This is a genomic window from Pedobacter sp. GR22-6 (genome assembly GCF_037402555.1).
In the GTDB taxonomy this organism is placed as follows: domain Bacteria; phylum Bacteroidota; class Bacteroidia; order Sphingobacteriales; family Sphingobacteriaceae; genus Pedobacter.
In genome coordinates this window covers 294,267-311,004 of record NZ_JBBEUC010000005.1, presented here as the reverse complement: position 1 = coordinate 311,004, position 16,738 = coordinate 294,267, and the positions used below count along the sequence as shown (strand labels likewise).

General features: G+C 45.0%; 16 protein-coding genes, 1 tRNA gene and 1 pseudogene. 5 read left to right on the top strand and 13 right to left on the bottom strand.

The window, feature by feature from the left end; all coding sequences use genetic code 11:
• Positions 1-3 precede the first annotated feature (3 nt).
• Positions 4-3,231 (bottom strand): UvrD-helicase domain-containing protein, encoded by a 3,228-nt coding sequence (locus WAE59_RS22060; RefSeq protein ID WP_337858155.1) that lies wholly within the window; start codon positions 3,229-3,231, stop codon positions 4-6.
• Between the two features lie 49 nt (positions 3,232-3,280).
• Between WAE59_RS22060 and WAE59_RS22055 the strand changes: the two genes are divergently transcribed.
• Complete coding sequence (locus WAE59_RS22055; RefSeq protein ID WP_337858154.1) at positions 3,281-3,799, top strand: thioredoxin family protein; 519 nt, start codon at positions 3,281-3,283, stop codon at positions 3,797-3,799.
• Here the strand turns inward: WAE59_RS22055 and WAE59_RS22050 are convergent.
• The 6 genes from WAE59_RS22050 to WAE59_RS22025 form a co-directional block, all read right to left on the bottom strand.
• Positions 3,796-4,587 (bottom strand): tRNA threonylcarbamoyladenosine dehydratase, encoded by a 792-nt coding sequence (locus tag WAE59_RS22050; RefSeq protein ID WP_337858153.1) that lies wholly within the window; start codon positions 4,585-4,587, stop codon positions 3,796-3,798. The two genes, WAE59_RS22055 and WAE59_RS22050, sit on opposite strands and share 4 nt — an antisense overlap.
• Position 4,588: 1 nt before the next feature.
• On the bottom strand, positions 4,589-5,239 hold the full coding sequence (locus WAE59_RS22045; protein ID WP_337858152.1) for a TatD family hydrolase: 651 nt from the start codon (positions 5,237-5,239) through the stop codon (positions 4,589-4,591).
• A 6-nt stretch (positions 5,240-5,245) separates the two neighbouring features.
• Positions 5,246-6,958, bottom strand: a complete 1,713-nt coding sequence (locus tag WAE59_RS22040; protein ID WP_337858151.1) for a glycoside hydrolase family 3 protein — start codon at positions 6,956-6,958, stop codon at positions 5,246-5,248.
• 116 nt (positions 6,959-7,074) lie between these two features.
• On the bottom strand, positions 7,075-7,251 hold the full coding sequence (locus tag WAE59_RS22035; RefSeq protein WP_337858150.1) for a hypothetical protein: 177 nt from the start codon (positions 7,249-7,251) through the stop codon (positions 7,075-7,077).
• Positions 7,252-7,384: 133 nt separating this feature from the next.
• Positions 7,385-7,999 carry a porin family protein gene (locus tag WAE59_RS22030; RefSeq protein ID WP_337858149.1) on the bottom strand — a complete coding sequence of 205 codons (615 nt, stop codon included), beginning with the start codon at positions 7,997-7,999 and terminating at the stop codon, positions 7,385-7,387.
• Between the two features lie 205 nt (positions 8,000-8,204).
• Positions 8,205-8,900: a LytR/AlgR family response regulator transcription factor gene (locus WAE59_RS22025; protein WP_337858148.1), complete on the bottom strand. Its 696-nt coding sequence runs from the start codon at positions 8,898-8,900 to the stop codon at positions 8,205-8,207.
• 178 nt (positions 8,901-9,078) lie between these two features.
• Between WAE59_RS22025 and WAE59_RS22020 the strand changes: the two genes are divergently transcribed.
• On the top strand, positions 9,079-9,702 hold the full coding sequence (locus WAE59_RS22020) for an insulinase family protein (protein WP_337858147.1): 624 nt from the start codon (positions 9,079-9,081) through the stop codon (positions 9,700-9,702).
• Positions 9,703-9,929: 227 nt separating this feature from the next.
• On the opposite strand, the gene WAE59_RS22015 is transcribed toward WAE59_RS22020, so the two are convergent.
• From WAE59_RS22015 to WAE59_RS21990, 6 genes and pseudogenes are all read right to left on the bottom strand, one after another.
• Complete coding sequence (locus WAE59_RS22015) at positions 9,930-11,039, bottom strand: zinc finger domain-containing protein (RefSeq protein ID WP_337858146.1); 1,110 nt, start codon at positions 11,037-11,039, stop codon at positions 9,930-9,932.
• Between the two features lie 22 nt (positions 11,040-11,061).
• A complete protein-coding gene (locus WAE59_RS22010; protein ID WP_337858203.1) occupies positions 11,062-11,331 on the bottom strand; it encodes a DUF4339 domain-containing protein in 270 nt (89 codons plus the stop codon).
• A gap of 156 nt (positions 11,332-11,487) precedes the next feature.
• Positions 11,488-12,050: pseudogene (locus tag WAE59_RS22005) on the bottom strand (SPFH domain-containing protein); the annotation flags it as partial.
• 204 nt (positions 12,051-12,254) lie between these two features.
• Positions 12,255-12,345, bottom strand: a tRNA-Ser gene (locus WAE59_RS22000).
• 47 nt (positions 12,346-12,392) lie between these two features.
• A complete protein-coding gene (pyk, locus tag WAE59_RS21995) occupies positions 12,393-13,823 on the bottom strand; it encodes a pyruvate kinase (protein WP_337858145.1) in 1,431 nt (476 codons plus the stop codon).
• A 74-nt stretch (positions 13,824-13,897) separates the two neighbouring features.
• Positions 13,898-14,317, bottom strand: coding sequence for an IPExxxVDY family protein (locus WAE59_RS21990; protein WP_337858144.1), 420 nt, complete (start codon positions 14,315-14,317; stop codon positions 13,898-13,900).
• 158 nt (positions 14,318-14,475) lie between these two features.
• Here WAE59_RS21990 and WAE59_RS21985 point away from each other — a divergent pair, with 158 nt between their 5' ends.
• The 3 genes from WAE59_RS21985 to rnc are packed head-to-tail and all read left to right on the top strand — an operon-like array spanning position 14,476 to position 16,733.
• Positions 14,476-14,712, top strand: coding sequence for an acyl carrier protein (locus WAE59_RS21985; RefSeq protein WP_008508386.1), 237 nt, complete (start codon positions 14,476-14,478; stop codon positions 14,710-14,712).
• A 28-nt stretch (positions 14,713-14,740) separates the two neighbouring features.
• A complete protein-coding gene (fabF, locus tag WAE59_RS21980; protein WP_337858143.1) occupies positions 14,741-15,994 on the top strand; it encodes a beta-ketoacyl-ACP synthase II in 1,254 nt (417 codons plus the stop codon).
• 10 nt (positions 15,995-16,004) lie between these two features.
• The gene (gene rnc / locus WAE59_RS21975; RefSeq protein ID WP_337858142.1) at positions 16,005-16,733 is read left to right on the top strand and encodes a ribonuclease III; all 729 of its coding nucleotides are present in this window, start codon (positions 16,005-16,007) and stop codon (positions 16,731-16,733) included.
• Positions 16,734-16,738 lie beyond the last annotated feature (5 nt).

The following is a 16,738-nucleotide window of genomic DNA, read 5'->3' as shown; positions in this document are numbered from 1 at the left end:
CCCTTATACTAATTTCAACGTTCCGCTTGCGGCATAAAACAAATAGGTCTTTACCTGACTGTAGCCCATGGCCAGCAGCAGGCTTTTGTAATGGTCTACCTGTGCAATATGACTATCGCTCTCCTGTTGGGTAAATTTATAATCGATTACGGTGACTTCCCCGGCCTTCATCAGCACTTTATCCGGACGGTAGCTCTTGCCCTGCGCATCAATGATGCTGCGCTCATTCAGCCGCAGCTCCGTGTGCTTCAGAATTTGTTGCAGACCAGCATGGTTCAAGACGGAAAGTGCCTGTGTCTTCAAATAAGGCAGTTCCGCAGCTTTGAAGAGCCCTTCCAGCAACAGGCGCTGCAAGACCTCATCCACCTGGGCTGCATCTTCAGCTTCAGCCAGCACTTCATGCAAAATACTACCCGTTCTGCCGGGGCTTTCCCCCGTAAGCAGATCTAGTTCCCTGCGTTTTAAACTGGCATCAAAAACCTGGCTCAGACGGTCAGAGACTGGATAATGGTCCAGTTCAATTTCGTTTCTTTCCTTAGGCTTTTCAGGCTGCAAGGGCACAGCCTCATCCACGACATAGGCTCCTTCATCCGAAAGCTGATCTTCGTAGACCTTGGCAAGCAGGTCGCCGATATTGGTTACCGTAGCTGTTTTTTTGCCCATGATACTTAGGTACAAGTACTCTTTTGCACGGGTAGTGGCTACATAAAGCATGTTCAGCGCATCCATGTTGTTGTATAGTAGTTCCTCAAAATAAGGCTTTGCCACACTGGAACGTCCCAGTTCCTTACTATACTTTAGGGGGATGCTGCGCAAATGGTGATAGGGCGTATCTGCCGATGGGACCCAAAAAATACCATTGGTCTTTCCATTGATATCCCAATTACAAAACGGCAGCATAACTGCTCTAAAAGCCAAACCTTTGGATTTATGGATGGTGATTACCTGCACGGCATCTGTATTTTCAGAAGAAGGAAGGGTTTTACGTACCCCTTCTTCTTCCCAATAAGTCAGGAAGGCAGCTATGCCGCGCTCTCCATGCAATGCAAAACTACCGCTAAGATCCCGCAAGGCCATCAGATAGGGCAGATGGGACACCTGCTCTTTTTCATTCAGGCCGTAGGCCGCGATTAACTTTTCCAGTAAGGCTGGTAAAGGTTGCTGCATCCAGCTTTGCCAGTGCTCGCACAGCGTTGCCGGCAAGAGGCCGGCCAACTGCACAAGGCTTTTTTCTTTCAGGTCGAAATACTGCTCCGGAAGGACATCCCTCTCCTGCAGAAGTGCGTAGAGACTAATGCAATTGGCTTTGTAAAGTGAGGTATTCTCGGATAAGCCAGCCATGACCTGTAGGGTATTGATGATCAGCTTTACCGCAGAATTGTTGGTCAGCAACAGCGCTTCTCCGGAAATCACATCGATACCATGCTCCATCAATGCTTCTACTGCAGCCACTGCTTCTGAATTGGAGCGTACCAATACACAAATATCCCTGGGCTGATAAGCTTTTTCCTCAAACAGCAGTTGCAGCTCCCCAATCATTCTCTCCAGGGCCAGCTCCCTGAAACTCACTTTGGTCAGGGCATTGCCTTCATCGTCCTGCTTAAATACATGCAGACTGACTGTACCTCCTTCCAATGTAAAAGGTGTCGTTTTTTGTTCTGCTTCGGCATAAACTTTCTGCACGATCTGGTCGAAAGCCTGTTCCCGCCACCAGCTCAAAACCTCATCCTGTTCCTGCTCAGCTATTGCATTGTTCAGGTGATGCTGCATCAGCTCTGGTAATTTCCGAAACAGTTGGTTGTTAAAGGCTATGATATTTCTGGTGCTCCTGTAATTTTCTTCCAGGCTCTCTTCTACTACATTATGCGCTTTTACATCCTGTTTCGCCTGTTGATGGAGGATGTTCCAGTCTCCATTGCGCCAGCGGTAAATCGACTGCTTAGTATCACCTACGATCAGGTGATCGGTCAGTTTTCCGCTGGGTGATGCAATTGCATTGCTGAGCAGCGACCTGAAACTGCCCCACTGGTTGGCAGAGGTATCCTGAAACTCATCGAACAGAAAGTTCTTAAAGCGGTTTCCCATTTTCTCCCAAATGAAAGAAGGATTGTCATCGGCATCGTCAGTGATCCCCTTCAGGAGCGTCTGCGCATCACTGATCAAAAGGTTCGGACTCTCCGCCCGATAGTCTTTCAGCAATACGGCCATCTCCTGCATCAGGCGCAGGTAGTATAAATTTTTATTGAAGGCTTGTGCAAGTACGTAGCCTGACAGGCCTTTTTTGTAGGTATCTACCAGCTTGGCGATGATGGGATTTAGTTCGGCAAAAGCACCAGTCACTGTTCCTTTCTGAAACCATTGTTCGGGCTCATCCACTAGTTTCTCAAGACTGCTCACTTTAGAGAGCTCACCCTCCACAATTTTTGGCAGTGCCATTAAAGGCGATCTCGATTTACCTTTCAGATCATCCGTGGCCAGCCCTTCAACATGGAATATCTCCAGTGCCTCGGCAGCAAGGGAGCTGATACCATGCTCAAAAGCTTCGATACCCAGACGGGTTACCTTATTGTAATCTTTAAAAAGGCTGTCCAGATCAGCAGCATCTCCCAGGTTTTTGATGGCATTTTCAAAAGGCTGGTACCGCTCCTTGAAGATTTCATTTGTTAACTCAATGAGCTCCCTCCTGTAGTTCCAGCTCAGGTTGTTGTTGATCCTGTCCAGGGCCAGGTCAATGATCCATTGCAGTAGTACCGGATTTTTATCCAATGCCTTGTCCAGGCGACCGGCCAGTTCGTTCTTCACCTTGTCATAATTCATCTCCAGTCCATAACCGGCATCCAGTCCCAATTCAAAAGCAAATCCCCGGATCACCTTCTGTACGAAGCCGTCTATGGTACTCACCGAAAATCGACTATAGTCGTGCAGGATCCTGCGGTAGATCTGATCCGATTTAAGCTTCAGTCCCATAGCATCCATTTCCGGATGTGCCCGCAGTACAATTTCACGGTAATCGTTGATCTTCTTAGAAGGGTCTGCCTCTGCAAAGCCTTTCAACACCTCCATAATCCTGGTTTTCATTTCCTCCGTTGCCTTATTGGTGAAGGTCACTGCCAGAATTTCGCGATACTTCGTTTCCCCCGACAAGAGCAGTGTGAGGTAATGTGCGGTGAGACTGAAGGTTTTACCCGATCCGGCGGAGGCTTGTAAAATTTTTAAGGGAAACTGAGACATGTAGGTAAAGCTATTAATAATCCTTAAAATTGTATTAAAATTTAAGCAGATGAAGCAATCAATTATAGCGCTGTCCGCGCTCATTCTGATCTCCGGATCCGTTCTGGCACAAGAAAAAATTGCTGTAGCACAGAAACCTGCTGCAGTACACCTTTACAACCCGCAGGCCAATGCCCAAGCAGAGATAAATGCCGCAGTGGCCAAAGCAAAAAAAGCAGACAAGCATGTGTTTTTGCAGGTTGGGGGCAACTGGTGTGGCTGGTGTATCGCTTTCCACAAATTGGTAGAGGAGACACCCGAACTTAAAGAGTACTTAAATGCCAACTATGAAACTGTACTGGTAAACTACAGCCAGGAAAATAAAAATGCTGCCGTGCTCTCCAGTCTGGGTTACCCTGGTCGCTTTGGCTTCCCTGTCTTTGTGATCCTGGATGGCAACGGCAAAGTGCTGCACACCCAAAACTCTGCTTACCTGGAAGAAGGCAAGGGCCACAGCGTAAAGAAAGTCATGGAGTTTTTGAAAGGCTGGACATCTGCGGCGATCAAACCTGAAAACAACAAATATTAAGCAGTCTTTCCTTTGGCCTTTTTCTTTTTGGTAGCAATCCTTGGTGGTCGCTCTGCCATCTCAATGGGCATCCCCAGTAAATCCCTGATGGCTACCGAAGCACAAACACCGCCAAAGGCCGCGGGCAGGTAAGATATTGTTCCATATGCGGAACGCTTGAAATTGCTACCATCGGTCATGACCAACGATTCTTTCTTTACCGCTTCGGTGGAGAACACGGCCTTTACACGCTCATAATTCACGAGTTTTTTGATCCGCTTACGCACATACTGTGCAAACACGCATTGGTAAGTATCTGGCAGCCAAGTCACACGCAGCTGTGTAGGGTCTACTTTCCCTCCCGCCCCCATAGAACTTACAATGGGCATGTTCTTTTCCAGTGCTTTGGAGAGCAGGATCACCTTAGGCGTGATGCTATCTATACAGTCCATCACATAATCAAACTGGTTTTCCATCAGTTCCCTGCATTTCTGAGGCGTCAGAAAATCCTTGACTACGTGGAGTTTGAGTTCTGGGTTGATGGCCAGGAGACGTTCGGCCATGATATCGGCCTTACTCACACCATGATTGGTAGATAAGGCAGGCAACTGCCTGTTCCGGTTACTGGGATCTACTACATCACCATCTACAATCGTCATTTCTCCAATGCCCGAGCGGCAGATGAATTCCGCAGCAAAAGAGCCTACCCCACCAAGCCCAACCACCAGCACATGCTTTTGCTGTAAAATATCAATTCCTTCATCGCCCAGCAACAAAGCAGAACGCGACAACCAATTTAAATCAGGCATACTATCGAATTATTTGATTCCAATTCGCAAAAATAAGTGCTTTAAGCTCTTCCACACTACAGTTTTTTAAATTTGCTGCTGCTTCATAGATTTCTTCAATGCGGTGTTCATCGTGGTCGCTCTCGAGAAAAAATACATCCCCTTCCCTTGCCAGGGCAGCAGCACCCGAATCGGCATCCAGCAATGCCTTCCCAAAGGAAAGATAAAAACCCAGCGACTGCATCTGCCGTCCGAGTTCTTTTTTCTTATTAAAACCATGCAGTACCATCGGGATTTCCAGCTTCATCTCCTTTCGTAGGGCGATGAGTTCATCAAAGCAGCGCACGCAATGCAGGATCACAGGCTTCTGTAGTTCATCCGCCAGTTCGAACTGCTTCCTGAGGATCAGGGTCTGCTCTGGCAGAGAAGGACCTTTGAAGCGATCCAGACCGCATTCTCCGATCATCTTCACCTGCGGAAGCTTTGCAGCCTCCCTCAGTCGGGCATAGTCGGAATTCAACTGCTGCGGTTTAGCAAACCAGGGGTGTAAGCCCAGCGCCAAGTCCCGCTCAGGGTATTCCGGCACCTCATCCCCTGTCAGGGAAAGGCTCAGTATAGCCCTTACTCCGGGCAGCCGCTGTTCATTGTGGGTATGTATGTCCAGGTAATCCATTTCAATTTAGAGCCCTTCGCCGTATTTAAAAAAGGTGTTTACAGTAACGGGTAGTTTTCCAGTCGGAATAACCTGATTCTTGAAGACCTCCGCTGCCGCCTTCTGCATAAAATCTTCTTTCTGGTAAGCGATCAGCAAGCCCCGGCTATTTTCCAGACCGGACAAAGCCGCAAGGTTATAGGGGTTGGCAAACAAGGCAAAAATTGCATTGCTCAGCGACATGTCCTTAATGAACATTTTGAGGTCATTGCTCAGTACCATTCCATTCCCAGGTCTCAGACGGGTATCGTGAATGCCAATAATCAGCTGGTCGAAAGCTTTCAGTTCCCGCAATACTTTGGCAATCTCGTTTGCAGTGGCATTTTTATCCAGGGAATAGAATATAGAGTTTTTGTAATGCGTACCAAGTTCCCGCTGAAAATCTGTGACCCCGGGAGTGCCGATACTGATGATTACCGTACGTTTTTCGGCATCCAGTGTCTTTAGCTCCGCTTTTCCACGAAGCATAGTCATGGAAGCATTGGCCAGCTGTACCCGCAAAGCGAGACTTTCGGCACGGTTGACACCGGCAAGTACCCCTCTTTCGTCTACCGTATCCTTTTGATCTAATCCTGCCCAATATTTCGCCATCAGGATCTTCCTGACACTTTCATCAATCCGCTCCATGCTGATCCGTCCCTGTGACACCGCTTTACGTACCAGCTTCACCGCCCTTTTACTGTCTTCCGACAGCTCCAGAATATCATTTCCGGCAATGATTCCCATTACATCAGCCTCCCCTTCCTTAAAGAATTTCACCACCCCCTTCATGCCCATCGCATCAGAGATGATCAAACCTTTAAATCCGAGCTCTTCCTTTAAAATCCCGGTTACAATCGGTTTGGACAATGTAGAAGGCATATTGGGCGTATTGTCCAGCGCCGGGATATTCATGTGCGCAATCATGACCCCTGATGCACCCTGTTTGATCAGTTCTTTAAAGGGATAAATCTCCAGGCTATCCAGGCGCTCCTTGCTGAACTTCAACTGAGGCAGGTCATAGTGCGAATCTACATCCGTGTCACCATGTCCGGGAAAATGCTTGATGCTCACGAGTAAGCCACCGTCCTGCATTCCTTTCATGTAGGCTTCTGCCTTTGCCGCTACGTTGTATTTATTTTCCCCAAAAGACCGGAAGTTGATCACTGGGTTTTGTGCATTGTTATTGACATCTACATCCGGAGCCAGGTTCATGTGCATCCCGATACGCTTGTAATCTTTGGCTACTTCCAGTCCCATTTTGTACAGCAGCTCCCGGTCCTGTATTGCTCCAAGGGCCATTTGATAGGGGTAAGAAATCGTACTGTCCAGACGCATGCCCAGACCCCATTCCCCATCTGAAGTTACCAATAGCGGAACCCTGGCCATAGCCTGGTACTTATTGGTCAGGATTGCCTGCCTACCAGGGCCACCCTGAAAAAAGACCAGTCCTCCTATTCTTTCCTTTTTTACCACCATACCTACAGAATCCTCGTAAGCTTTGCTAAAGTTGGTATGTGCCCTCACGAAGAACATTTGCGCAATCTTTTCCCTTTTATTCAGTTTTCTGAAAACAGAATCTACCCAGTGGTTGGGTTCCGACAAGGTCTGGAGGTAAGTTTTTTGCTGCGCATGAAGGGAGGTGTAAAATAAAGAGCTGGCAAGAAGGCAACTGAAGGTCAAATGGTGCTTAAGGGTCATTATATAGTATGGTATGGGTTAGCAAAAAATTCAAAGTTAAACATAAAATAAAAAAGCGGCCTTTTAAAGACCGCTTTCGAAAAGATAGGAATGTTATCCTCCATTGGTATTAGGGATCAGTGTCTTTCACGCTTGCGCTCATTGTCTTTATTAGAAGTCTGGTCAGAGCGCTGACCGCCGCCATTGGTGATACCAGTCATTTTTTTATCCTGTTTAGCACTCCGATAAACCCGGTCAGAAGTAGTTCTGCCCTGCTCGTTTCCTGTGTGTTTCAAATCTTGCTGATTTTTCATAATCATATCAATTTAGGTTAAAAATTCATAGGCTTTTATACCTTTACCAAAATAACTAACGCGCTTATTCTAAAATTGTTTCAAAAAAAAAAGCCGCTTCATCAGCGGCTTTAAGGCAAATTAAATTTAGGCATTAAAACTTGATTCCCAGTCCTACGGAGAATACCTGATTTCTGTACTCAGGAGTTTCTCTTGAACCGTCTTCGTTGTTTTTCTGGAAGTCCAGTGCGTAACGACCGTGGATATCTATCTGGTCACTGATGTCATAACGGAATCCGATCAAACCACCTACCAGGCTTTTCTTGAAACGGTCAGATTTGTCTTCGATAATCGTTTCCTCAGCAGATCCAAATCCATTTTCAAATTTATTCTTGGTACTGGTCAGGAAAGACACCTGCGGACCAGCTACCAGGTTCAATCCACTGCCACCCAGTTTGATACTAGCCAGGATCGGCACATCAATAAAGTGTGTGGTCTGTGTGAATTCACCAAAAGCGGTTTCTGCTTTATAACCCTTAGTTGCGTATAATAGCTCCGGAGTGAAAGCCAAACCTTCTATCAGTTTAATATCCAAAGTTACACCCGCATTGAAACCCGGGTTTACTTTCGTATCGAAGTCATTGTTGCCATCACCTTTGATGATATCAGGAATATTTAAACCTGCCTTTACTCCCAATCTGATCGGGCTCTGTGCATGAACTGCAGTTGCTGCGAATAGGCCTAAGGCCAAAATAATTATCTTCTTCATGTGTTTAAAATTTAATGTATGTTTTTCAGGCATGCTGAAAGAAATGTGCCAAGTTTCATAAATAACCAAAAAAATCGCCCCAAATGATTAATTAAAGCCGATTTAGCTGGTATTGCATAGGAAGTTGAATATGTAGGTGAGGCTGTCTTTATTTGATGAACGCAATCAAAAATTGTATCAAATCCGATACAATAACTGAACAAGATTACAAAATCTGCATGCGTTTGTTTAGGGCCGAGCGGTAAGCATCAGATACGGGAACCAGCAATTTATTAATGATCAGCGTACCACCTTCCAGGGTATCTATTTTACTCACATTGACGATAAATGAGCGATGTACCCTTAAAAAAATACTTTGAGAAAGCTTCTGTTCCACAGCCTTGAGTGAAGAGTGGATGCTGTAGACATGATCCGGAACATAAATCTTAACATAATCGCCCATAGCCTCCATAAATAAAATGTCGCTTACTTTCAGCCGCCTTACCACATTGGAATCCCTGATGAAGATAAATTCGTCTTCCTTATTGCTGATCGATAGGTTTTTTGTTTTTAAAATATGCTTAGCTTTTTCCACCGCCTGAAGGAAACGCGCAGGCACAAGCGGCTTGATCAGGAAGTCTACTACGTTGAGGTCAAAAGCTTCCGCAGCATAGTTGGTGGTAGCCGTTGTAAATATCACCATAGGGCGTTTGCCAGCCAGAATCTTCACCAGCTCTATCCCGCTCATTCCAGGCATTTCTATGTCCAGGAAAAGCACATCGATCTGGTTGACCATGATCTCTTTGTATCCCTCCAGCGCATCAGCACACTCGCCCAACAGCTGTAGCTGTGGATCCATGCTGAGCATTTGTTTCAATGCTGTGCGCGCGAGACTGTCATCGTCTACAATTAAGCAGTTCATTTGGTCGTGGTCTGATTAAGCTAAAAATAGTATAATAACTAACAGTAAACAAAAATGAACAAAATGAACAGGCAAACTGACCGACTTAACGGGAGATAATGCCTTTCTACCTATTCTCCATTTTACCACATTTACGTAAGCCATAACTTTGCCGATGTTATTTTACATTAAAAAATCTATGAGAACAATTAAAAACCTATTTATTATTGCTACCGCTCTCCTCACATCACAATCTATTCAGGCACAATCCAGTGCAATGAAAGATCCGGTTAGCTTTAAGCTAAAAAATGGTCTGACCGTGATCGTAGCAGAGAACCAGAGCGCAAGCAAAGTATTTTCAAGTTTCAATTCAGAAGCACGGCCTTCGGTCAGCAAAACCGGCGCACAGGAAGTGCTGACCGCCATACTCAATACCACTGCCGGTCAATTGGCCCAGCAAGTAAGCTTTTCCGAAAAAGGCGGCAACATCAACGCAGTAAGTTCAGATTTCGACATGGCGCTACAGGCTTTGTCTACCAGCGTACAGCAACCAACAATGGACCAGGAAGTATTTGATATCTGCAAAGCAGAACTGATCAAAAGCATTGAAGCCAGAGATCGTTACTATGCTCCGGAACTGACTGTAGCCGCAGTAGAAGCTTTGACGTTAAATGATATCCGGTCCCTGCACCACGATCTGATGGTTCCTTCCAGCATTTACCTAACCATCGCGGGCAACATCAGCCTTACAGATGCAAAACTTCTGGCAAAAAAATCATTTGGCAACTGGAAAGGTACTGATGCCATAGAAATCAGCAAATAATATTTTTTTTCATAAGTTTAAGGTTGAGCCCGGCGGAAGCAATTTCGCCGGGCTTGTTTTTTAGGGCAATTCGTCCTAAATACAGCTTTGTACTAATCTCCTGGACTGCTCCACCCATCTCCACACCATCTTCGCTACATTCCCACTCCATCCGCGCTAAAAGTACTTTTTAGCGAAGATCCTACGCAGTTGGAATGGGAATGCAATGGCAAAGGTCTTAAAAAGGCTTAAACCAAAAAGAATGCTGCTGCCAGCAGAGCAAGAACCAGCAGCACGCATAAAACGATCTTGACAGCACTTAATGGGCGCTGGCCGATCACTTCTCCTGTACTGGCATTGACGGTGAACTGGTAGATTTTATTGTTGTAATTGTAAGCACTGGTCCATACCGGTAGCATAAGGTATTTCAGCGCCTTATCCAGGTATTCGGTATCGGCATCATCGATCACTTGCTCATCACCCCCGATATCCCGGCTCACTTCTGACCTGATTTCTGCCTCAGTTTGCTCAATGGCGAGCAACAAGCCTTCTTTAGGATCAATCTGGTAGGTCTCGGACCGAAAACCACTCATGTAGCGTTCGTCGAAATCAACCATCAGCTCGAATTTCCAGGGAGCAAGCTTATCCAGACTCTGCTGTGGCAATGATTTACTGGCCGGGACCAGCAGGTCGTAAAAGCTGCAGTTGACCCTGCCAGATACTGAAGACCAGCGGGTATGCCGTACTTGTCTGGTACGGGTCTCGGTCTTACCGTTAACGGTTTCACTGTAGCTTTCAGTGGTATAGTAATAATCGCCGCGCTGTCCGGTATAATCGGTTACCGTATTGGTATCATAAGTCCAGTGTGGCAAATAAATCCCCTGAAGGGAGCTGGAACTGCTACTCACTTTTTTAGCCAGGTCATTTGGTGCCCACCAAAGTCCTTTTAGCCATTTCTGAAAACAATCCAGCCCCTGCTGCCTGTTGACTTCGAAAGGTAAAATATAATGCGGAGGCAGGTACTGCTGTCCGTCCTGCGGGCTGAGCACCAGGGGCGCTGTGCAAAATGAACATTTATCAGAAGTCGTAAATGCACTGAGTACCGTTTCTGAACCGCAGTTGCTGCAACGAACCACTTTCATATGGTCAGCCTGTTTATGCTGATCAATACTGGCTACAAAACGGTCGTAATCTACAGATTGTATTGGCTTTTGGACTTTACTGCTTTCTATAGCATTACTTTCACCGCAGTGGTCGCACTTGAGGTTACGGGTACCGGGAGCAAAGTGTAATAAAGCACCACAGCCTTGACATTGCAGGGAAGGATTGATCGTGCCAGGACGAGTGAGGTCATTCATAGGAAATCCGACTGAGCGGCAATTAAGATAATGGGGGAGGTTCGTGGTCAAAAAGCTCCGCAATAGTTGCGGCTCGCGCCCATGCAGGCATTCCTTTTTTCCATATCTGGGTTTCTTTATTGATGGCTCCCGAAACAATCAGCGCTTTAATCTCGCTCAAACTATGTGGGCCATCAGCCTTACCCTCTTTTGCAAAATGGTATTCAACGGTTTGCGGCACTGGCGGCACATCGGCAGTCTTTGCATTGGGATCAAACTGGTTGGCCTGAAAGATATTGCCTACCTGGCCCATCATGGCTGCGCCGACACCAAGTCCCATACCTGCAGCACCAAGATTACCGCCAATGGTATTTTCAGCTGATTTCTCAATGGCATTGGCCGCCTGATACTGTGCATAAGCCCCCAGATTTCCAATAATGCCCATTTGACTGCGTTTGTCGAGCGCTTCTTCTACTTCCTGCGGAAGTGATACATTTTCCACCAATAATTTGCTGAGCTGGAGACCGAGTTCGGCAAAGTCAGGCTGTATCCGCTGTGTAATAAGCAGGCCCATTTCATCATAGTTTGCCGCAATATCCAGCACAGGTATTTTAGATTCAGCTACAGCATCCATACCCCTGGCAACAACAGTGTTGCGCAGTTGCTCATTGATGTCCTCTACGCTAAAACTAGGATTGGTAGCCACAACCTGTGTTAGAAATGCTTTGGCATCCAATATTTTAAAATTGAAGGAGCCAAAGCACGCAGACGTACCGGCCCGAATTCAGCATCACGTACCATGACAGGGCTTTTGGTTCCCCATTTTTGGTTGACAAACTGTCGGGTACTCAGGAAATATACATCTGCTTGAAATGGACTGTTGAAGCCATATTTCCAGCTCATCAGTGTAGTCATGATGGGGATATTTTGCGTGCTGAGTTCGTACATCCCCGGAGTAAATACATCCGCAATACGCCCCTCATTCATAAAAATGGCAACCTGTGATTCACGCACTGTAAGTTTAGCGCCCATTTTTATGGCGTTGTCATTGCGCGGAAATTTCCAAACCAGGGTATCCTGAGTGTGGTCTACCCATTCAATAACATCTATAAATTCGTCTAAAAGTCTGCTAAGAAATCCCATAGGATGATGCGTTATAATGTGAATAATAAATATATGCTTTTTAGGGACATAAAAAAAGTCCCCGGGAATTCCGGGGACTTTTCTATTTTTTTCTGGCGGAGAGGGCGGGATTCGAACCCGCGATACCCTTTTGAGGTATACACACTTTCCAGGCGTGCTCCTTCAACCACTCGGACACCTCTCCTTTTTGCGGATTGCAAAAGTAGAAAAATTTTTGAATGCTAAAGCATTTTATTCAATAACTGTAACTTTTAGCATATTCGTCTTGCCTTTTTGCTCCATAGGGATAGCTGCAGTGTTAATGATCACATCTCCGGCTTTAACCAGCTTTTCGGCTTTCAACAGGTCATTCACGTCCTGAATGGTCTCATCAGTACTTTCGAATTTATCGTAATAGAAACCTTGTACACCCCAGATCAGGCTCAGGCTGTTCAACAAGCTCCTATTGCTAGTAAAGATATACGTATGCGCTTTTGGCCTGTGGCTGGAAATTTCGAATGCGGTATAACCGCTTACTGTCATGGAAACAATACCAACAGCATTGGTTTGCTTTGCAAGGAAGCATGCCGAATCACATACTGCATCGCTCAGGAAGCTTTCTGCTTTTGGCTTAAGGAATTTTTCCGGATGGAAAGGATAGTTGTTTTGCTCAATGTTCTGAATGATTTTCTGCATGGTCTCGATTACGATCAGTGGAAACTCACCCACTGATGTCTCTCCGCTCAGCATCACTGCATCAGCACCGTCCAATACAGAGTTGGCTACGTCATTCACTTCGGCACGTGTAGGACGCGGAGTGGTGATCATACTTTCCAGCATCTGGGTAGCGACAATAACTGGTTTAGAAGCCGCACGGCATTTCTGAACGATCATCTTTTGCAACAACGGTACTTCTTCCATTGGCATCTCAACTCCAAGGTCGCCACGGGCTACCATCACGCCATCTGATACGGCAATGATCTCATCGATATTGGCAATCGCCTCTGGTTTCTCTATCTTAGCGATTACACGCGCAGTTTTACCTCTTCCTCTGATAATGTCTTTCAGTTCGATGATGTCTGCTGCATTACGTACAAACGAAAGTCCGATCCATTCTACATCGTTTGCGAGTACAAACTCCAGGTTATCGCGGTCTTCTAAAGTAAGGGAAGGAATAGACACTTTAGTGTTTGGAAGATTTACCCCTTTTCTGGAAGTAAGGATACCACCGTGTACCACTTCACAAAGGACTTCGTCTTCAAGATTGGTTTCAATGACACGCATTTGCAGCTTTCCATCGTCTAAAAGGATGATCTCACCAGCCTTAACGTCTTTTGGGAATGCTTCATAAGTAATGTAGATACGCTCTTCATCACCAACACATTTCTGGGTAGTAATGATGGTCCGGGCACCGTTAACGAGGTGGATACCACCATCTTTAACCATGCCAATCCTGATCTTAGGGCCTTGCAAATCTGCGAGGATACCTACATTGTAATTGTATTTTTCATTGATACCGCGGATCGTGTCCAGCACTTCCTGGTGGTCAGCCTGTGAACCGTGTGAGAAATTTAGACGGCAAACGTCCAAACCTGCATTGAACATACTATATAAAACTTCGGGTTTGGCAGATGCTGGACCTAGAGTGGCCACGATTTTTGTTCTTGAATGAAATGGTTTCATTATATTTTTATGCTTATTATCTTGTCTTGTAAATTTCAAATATAGTGTATTTAATACACCTTCTAATATAAAATTTACATTACCAAATTTTGCCTGGATTTTAATTTATGTGGATTTATCTGTGCAGCTACCTGAATATCAGCAAGTTTATTTAGACCACTGAGCAGAAAATTCAGGTCCTCATTGTCGATATACTGGTGGATGAGCAGGAAGAAATCAACCTTGTTCATTTCAGGAATCAAAAACCCTTCTGCATTTCTGTTGTTCAGGATGTAATACTCGATCTCCCCCTGCTCCACAAAGTAATAATATTTAGAAAAAGCGAGGGGATCTTCGTCGATATTGAAGTAAACCTCGTGATCATCAACCTTTTCAAAATTAAAATTCAGACTGGTATTTATCTTATGGCACAGTACATAATCTTTAAGGGAAGCGGTAATGGCAATAAGTACAAAATCAAGGTCTAATGATAGTTTTAAGTAAGTTTTATTCAAAACGGATTTTTTTATGGGAATACGAAATTATAAAACTAATTTTACTTTAATGTTCCAAATAAAAACATTAAAATTGGTAGAGAAATAAAAACATTTGAAATGTGTCAGAATTTATTTTTCTTTGCACTGAATTATTTAACCATTAAATTATAATCATTATGTCTGATATTGCTTCAAGAGTTAAGGCTATTATCGTTGAAAAATTAGGTGTGGATGAAAGCGAAGTTACCCCGGAAGCTTCTTTCACGAACGACTTGGGTGCGGATTCTTTGGATACAGTAGAACTTATTATGGAGTTTGAAAAAGAATTCAATGTAGCAATCCCTGATGATCAGGCTGAGACCATTGGTACAGTTGGTCAAGCAATTGCTTACTTAGAGAAAAACGTTAAGTAAAAATACGGTCTCCGTATAATCCGTATAAATGGAATTAAAAAGAGTTGTAGTTACAGGGCTAGGTGCGCTCACTCCTATCGGCAATACCATTCCGGAATTCTGGGATGGTCTGTTGAACGGGGTGAGCGGCGCTGGTCCTATTACCGGTTTTGACACTTCAAAATTCAAAACCAAATTTGCATGCGAGCTGAAAGACTTCAATCCGGAAAACTTCATGGACAGGAAGGAAGCCCGCAAATTAGATCCATTTGTTCAATATGCACTGGTATCTACAGAAGAAGCTGTAAAGGATGGCAATTTTGACTTTAGTCAAATGGACACCAACCGTGTAGGCGTCATCTGGGGTTCAGGTATTGGCGGTTTTAAAACATTTCAGGATGAAATGAAGGCGTTTTTCCTGGGTGACGGCACTCCGCGAATTAATCCTTTCTTCATCCCTAAAGTAATCATTGACATTGTTCCCGGACACATTTCCATTAAATATGGACTAAGGGGCCTAAACTTCTCTACCGTTTCTGCTTGCGCTTCTTCCACCAACGCTATGATCGATGCGTACAACTATATTCGCTTGAATATGTGCGATGTAATCATCAGTGGAGGCTCGGAAGCGATTATCAATGAAGCAGGAATTGGCGGATTTAATGCCATGCATGCCCTTTCTACCAGGAATGATGATCCTAAAACAGCTTCAAGACCATTTGACAAAGACCGCGATGGCTTTGTGGCCGGCGAAGGTGCAGGAACCATTATCCTCGAAGAACTGGAACACGCAAAAAAACGTGGTGCTAAGATCTACGCCGAATTAGTTGGCGGCGGAATGAGCGCAGATGCAAATCACATTACCGCCCCGCATCCGCAAGGACTAGGCGCCAGAATGGTGATGACCAATGCGCTGAATGATGCCGGGATGACTACAGCAGATATCGATTACATCAATGTTCATGGTACATCTACCCCGCTGGGCGATGTGTCTGAAACAAAGGCAATCGTGGATCTGTTCGGTGAAGATGCTTATAAACTGAATATTAGTTCCACCAAATCTATGACAGGACATTTACTGGGCGCGGCAGGTGCTATTGAAGCAATTGCCTCTATCCTGGCTGTGAAAAATGGCATTGTACCTCCTACAATTAACCATTTCACTGATGATCCTCAATTTGATCCGAAATTAAACTTCACTTTTAACAAGCCGCAAAAACGCAATATCCGCGCTGCCCTGAGTAATACTTTTGGCTTTGGCGGACACAATGCGTCTGTAATTTTCAAGAAATACGAAGACTAAATGTCGTTTAATGCCATTACTTGACCTATACAAGCTTTATCTTTCATCTGATAGGGACTTTATAAAAAAGTTGAACAATATACTAGGTTTTGTTCCCGGAAACACCGTTTTGTATAAAATGGCGTTCAGGCACAGGTCTGTAGCAAAAGTTCTGAAAAATGGCAGCAGGAGCAGCAATGAACGTCTCGAATTTCTTGGTGATGCCATTCTGGGTGCCGTAATCGCCGAACTGCTTTTCAAGAGCTATCCTTACAAAGAAGAAGGATTTCTCACTGAAATGCGTTCCAAGATCGTCAACAGGGCAAACCTGAACCAACTGGCCAGAAAAATGGGTTTTGATCAGCTGATCGTCTTTGATCAGAAAACAGTCAATGTACAGACTAAACACCACTCCATGCTTGGAGATGCATTTGAAGCGCTGATCGGCGCCATTTATCTGGACAAAGGCTACAATTTTACCCGGGAATTTCTACTTAAACGGATTGTAAAACCTTACGTGGATATCCATACCCTGGAACAAACGGAAACCAATTTCAAAAGTAAACTTATTGAATGGTGCCAGAGACATGGTAAAGACATCAGTTTCGATATGGTGCAAAACGGGGAAGGTGAAAGTGCTAAACTCTTTACCATCCAGGCCATGATTGAAGGAGAAAGCTGCGGCATCGGCCGGGACTACAACAAGAAAAATGCGGAAAAGCTGGCTGCTGAGAAAGCCTGTGAATTCCTTTCTATCTAAAATCT

Excerpts from the sequence above, each read along its gene's own strand:
- fabF (WP_337858143.1), top strand. The coding sequence starts at position 14,741 with ATGGAATTAAAAAGAGTTGTAGTTACAGGGCTAGGTGCGCTCACTCCT.
- WAE59_RS22030 (WP_337858149.1), bottom strand. The coding sequence starts at position 7,999 with ATGAAGAAGATAATTATTTTGGCCTTAGGCCTATTCGCAGCAACTGCA.
- WAE59_RS22055 (WP_337858154.1), top strand. The coding sequence starts at position 3,281 with ATGAAGCAATCAATTATAGCGCTGTCCGCGCTCATTCTGATCTCCGGA.
- pyk (WP_337858145.1), bottom strand. The coding sequence starts at position 13,823 with ATGAAACCATTTCATTCAAGAACAAAAATCGTGGCCACTCTAGGTCCA.
- WAE59_RS21985 (WP_008508386.1), top strand. The coding sequence starts at position 14,476 with ATGTCTGATATTGCTTCAAGAGTTAAGGCTATTATCGTTGAAAAATTA.
- WAE59_RS22045 (WP_337858152.1), bottom strand. The coding sequence starts at position 5,239 with ATGGATTACCTGGACATACATACCCACAATGAACAGCGGCTGCCCGGA.
- rnc (WP_337858142.1), top strand. The coding sequence starts at position 16,005 with ATGCCATTACTTGACCTATACAAGCTTTATCTTTCATCTGATAGGGAC.
- WAE59_RS22035 (WP_337858150.1), bottom strand. The coding sequence starts at position 7,251 with ATGAAAAATCAGCAAGATTTGAAACACACAGGAAACGAGCAGGGCAGA.
- WAE59_RS22060 (WP_337858155.1), bottom strand. The coding sequence starts at position 3,231 with ATGTCTCAGTTTCCCTTAAAAATTTTACAAGCCTCCGCCGGATCGGGT.
- WAE59_RS22050 (WP_337858153.1), bottom strand. The coding sequence starts at position 4,587 with ATGCCTGATTTAAATTGGTTGTCGCGTTCTGCTTTGTTGCTGGGCGAT.
- WAE59_RS22010 (WP_337858203.1), bottom strand. The coding sequence starts at position 11,331 with ATGGGCCAGGTAGGCAATATCTTTCAGGCCAACCAGTTTGATCCCAAT.
- WAE59_RS22020 (WP_337858147.1), top strand. The coding sequence starts at position 9,079 with ATGAGAACAATTAAAAACCTATTTATTATTGCTACCGCTCTCCTCACA.
- WAE59_RS22040 (WP_337858151.1), bottom strand. The coding sequence starts at position 6,958 with ATGACCCTTAAGCACCATTTGACCTTCAGTTGCCTTCTTGCCAGCTCT.
- WAE59_RS22015 (WP_337858146.1), bottom strand. The coding sequence starts at position 11,039 with ATGAATGACCTCACTCGTCCTGGCACGATCAATCCTTCCCTGCAATGT.
- WAE59_RS22025 (WP_337858148.1), bottom strand. The coding sequence starts at position 8,900 with ATGAACTGCTTAATTGTAGACGATGACAGTCTCGCGCGCACAGCATTG.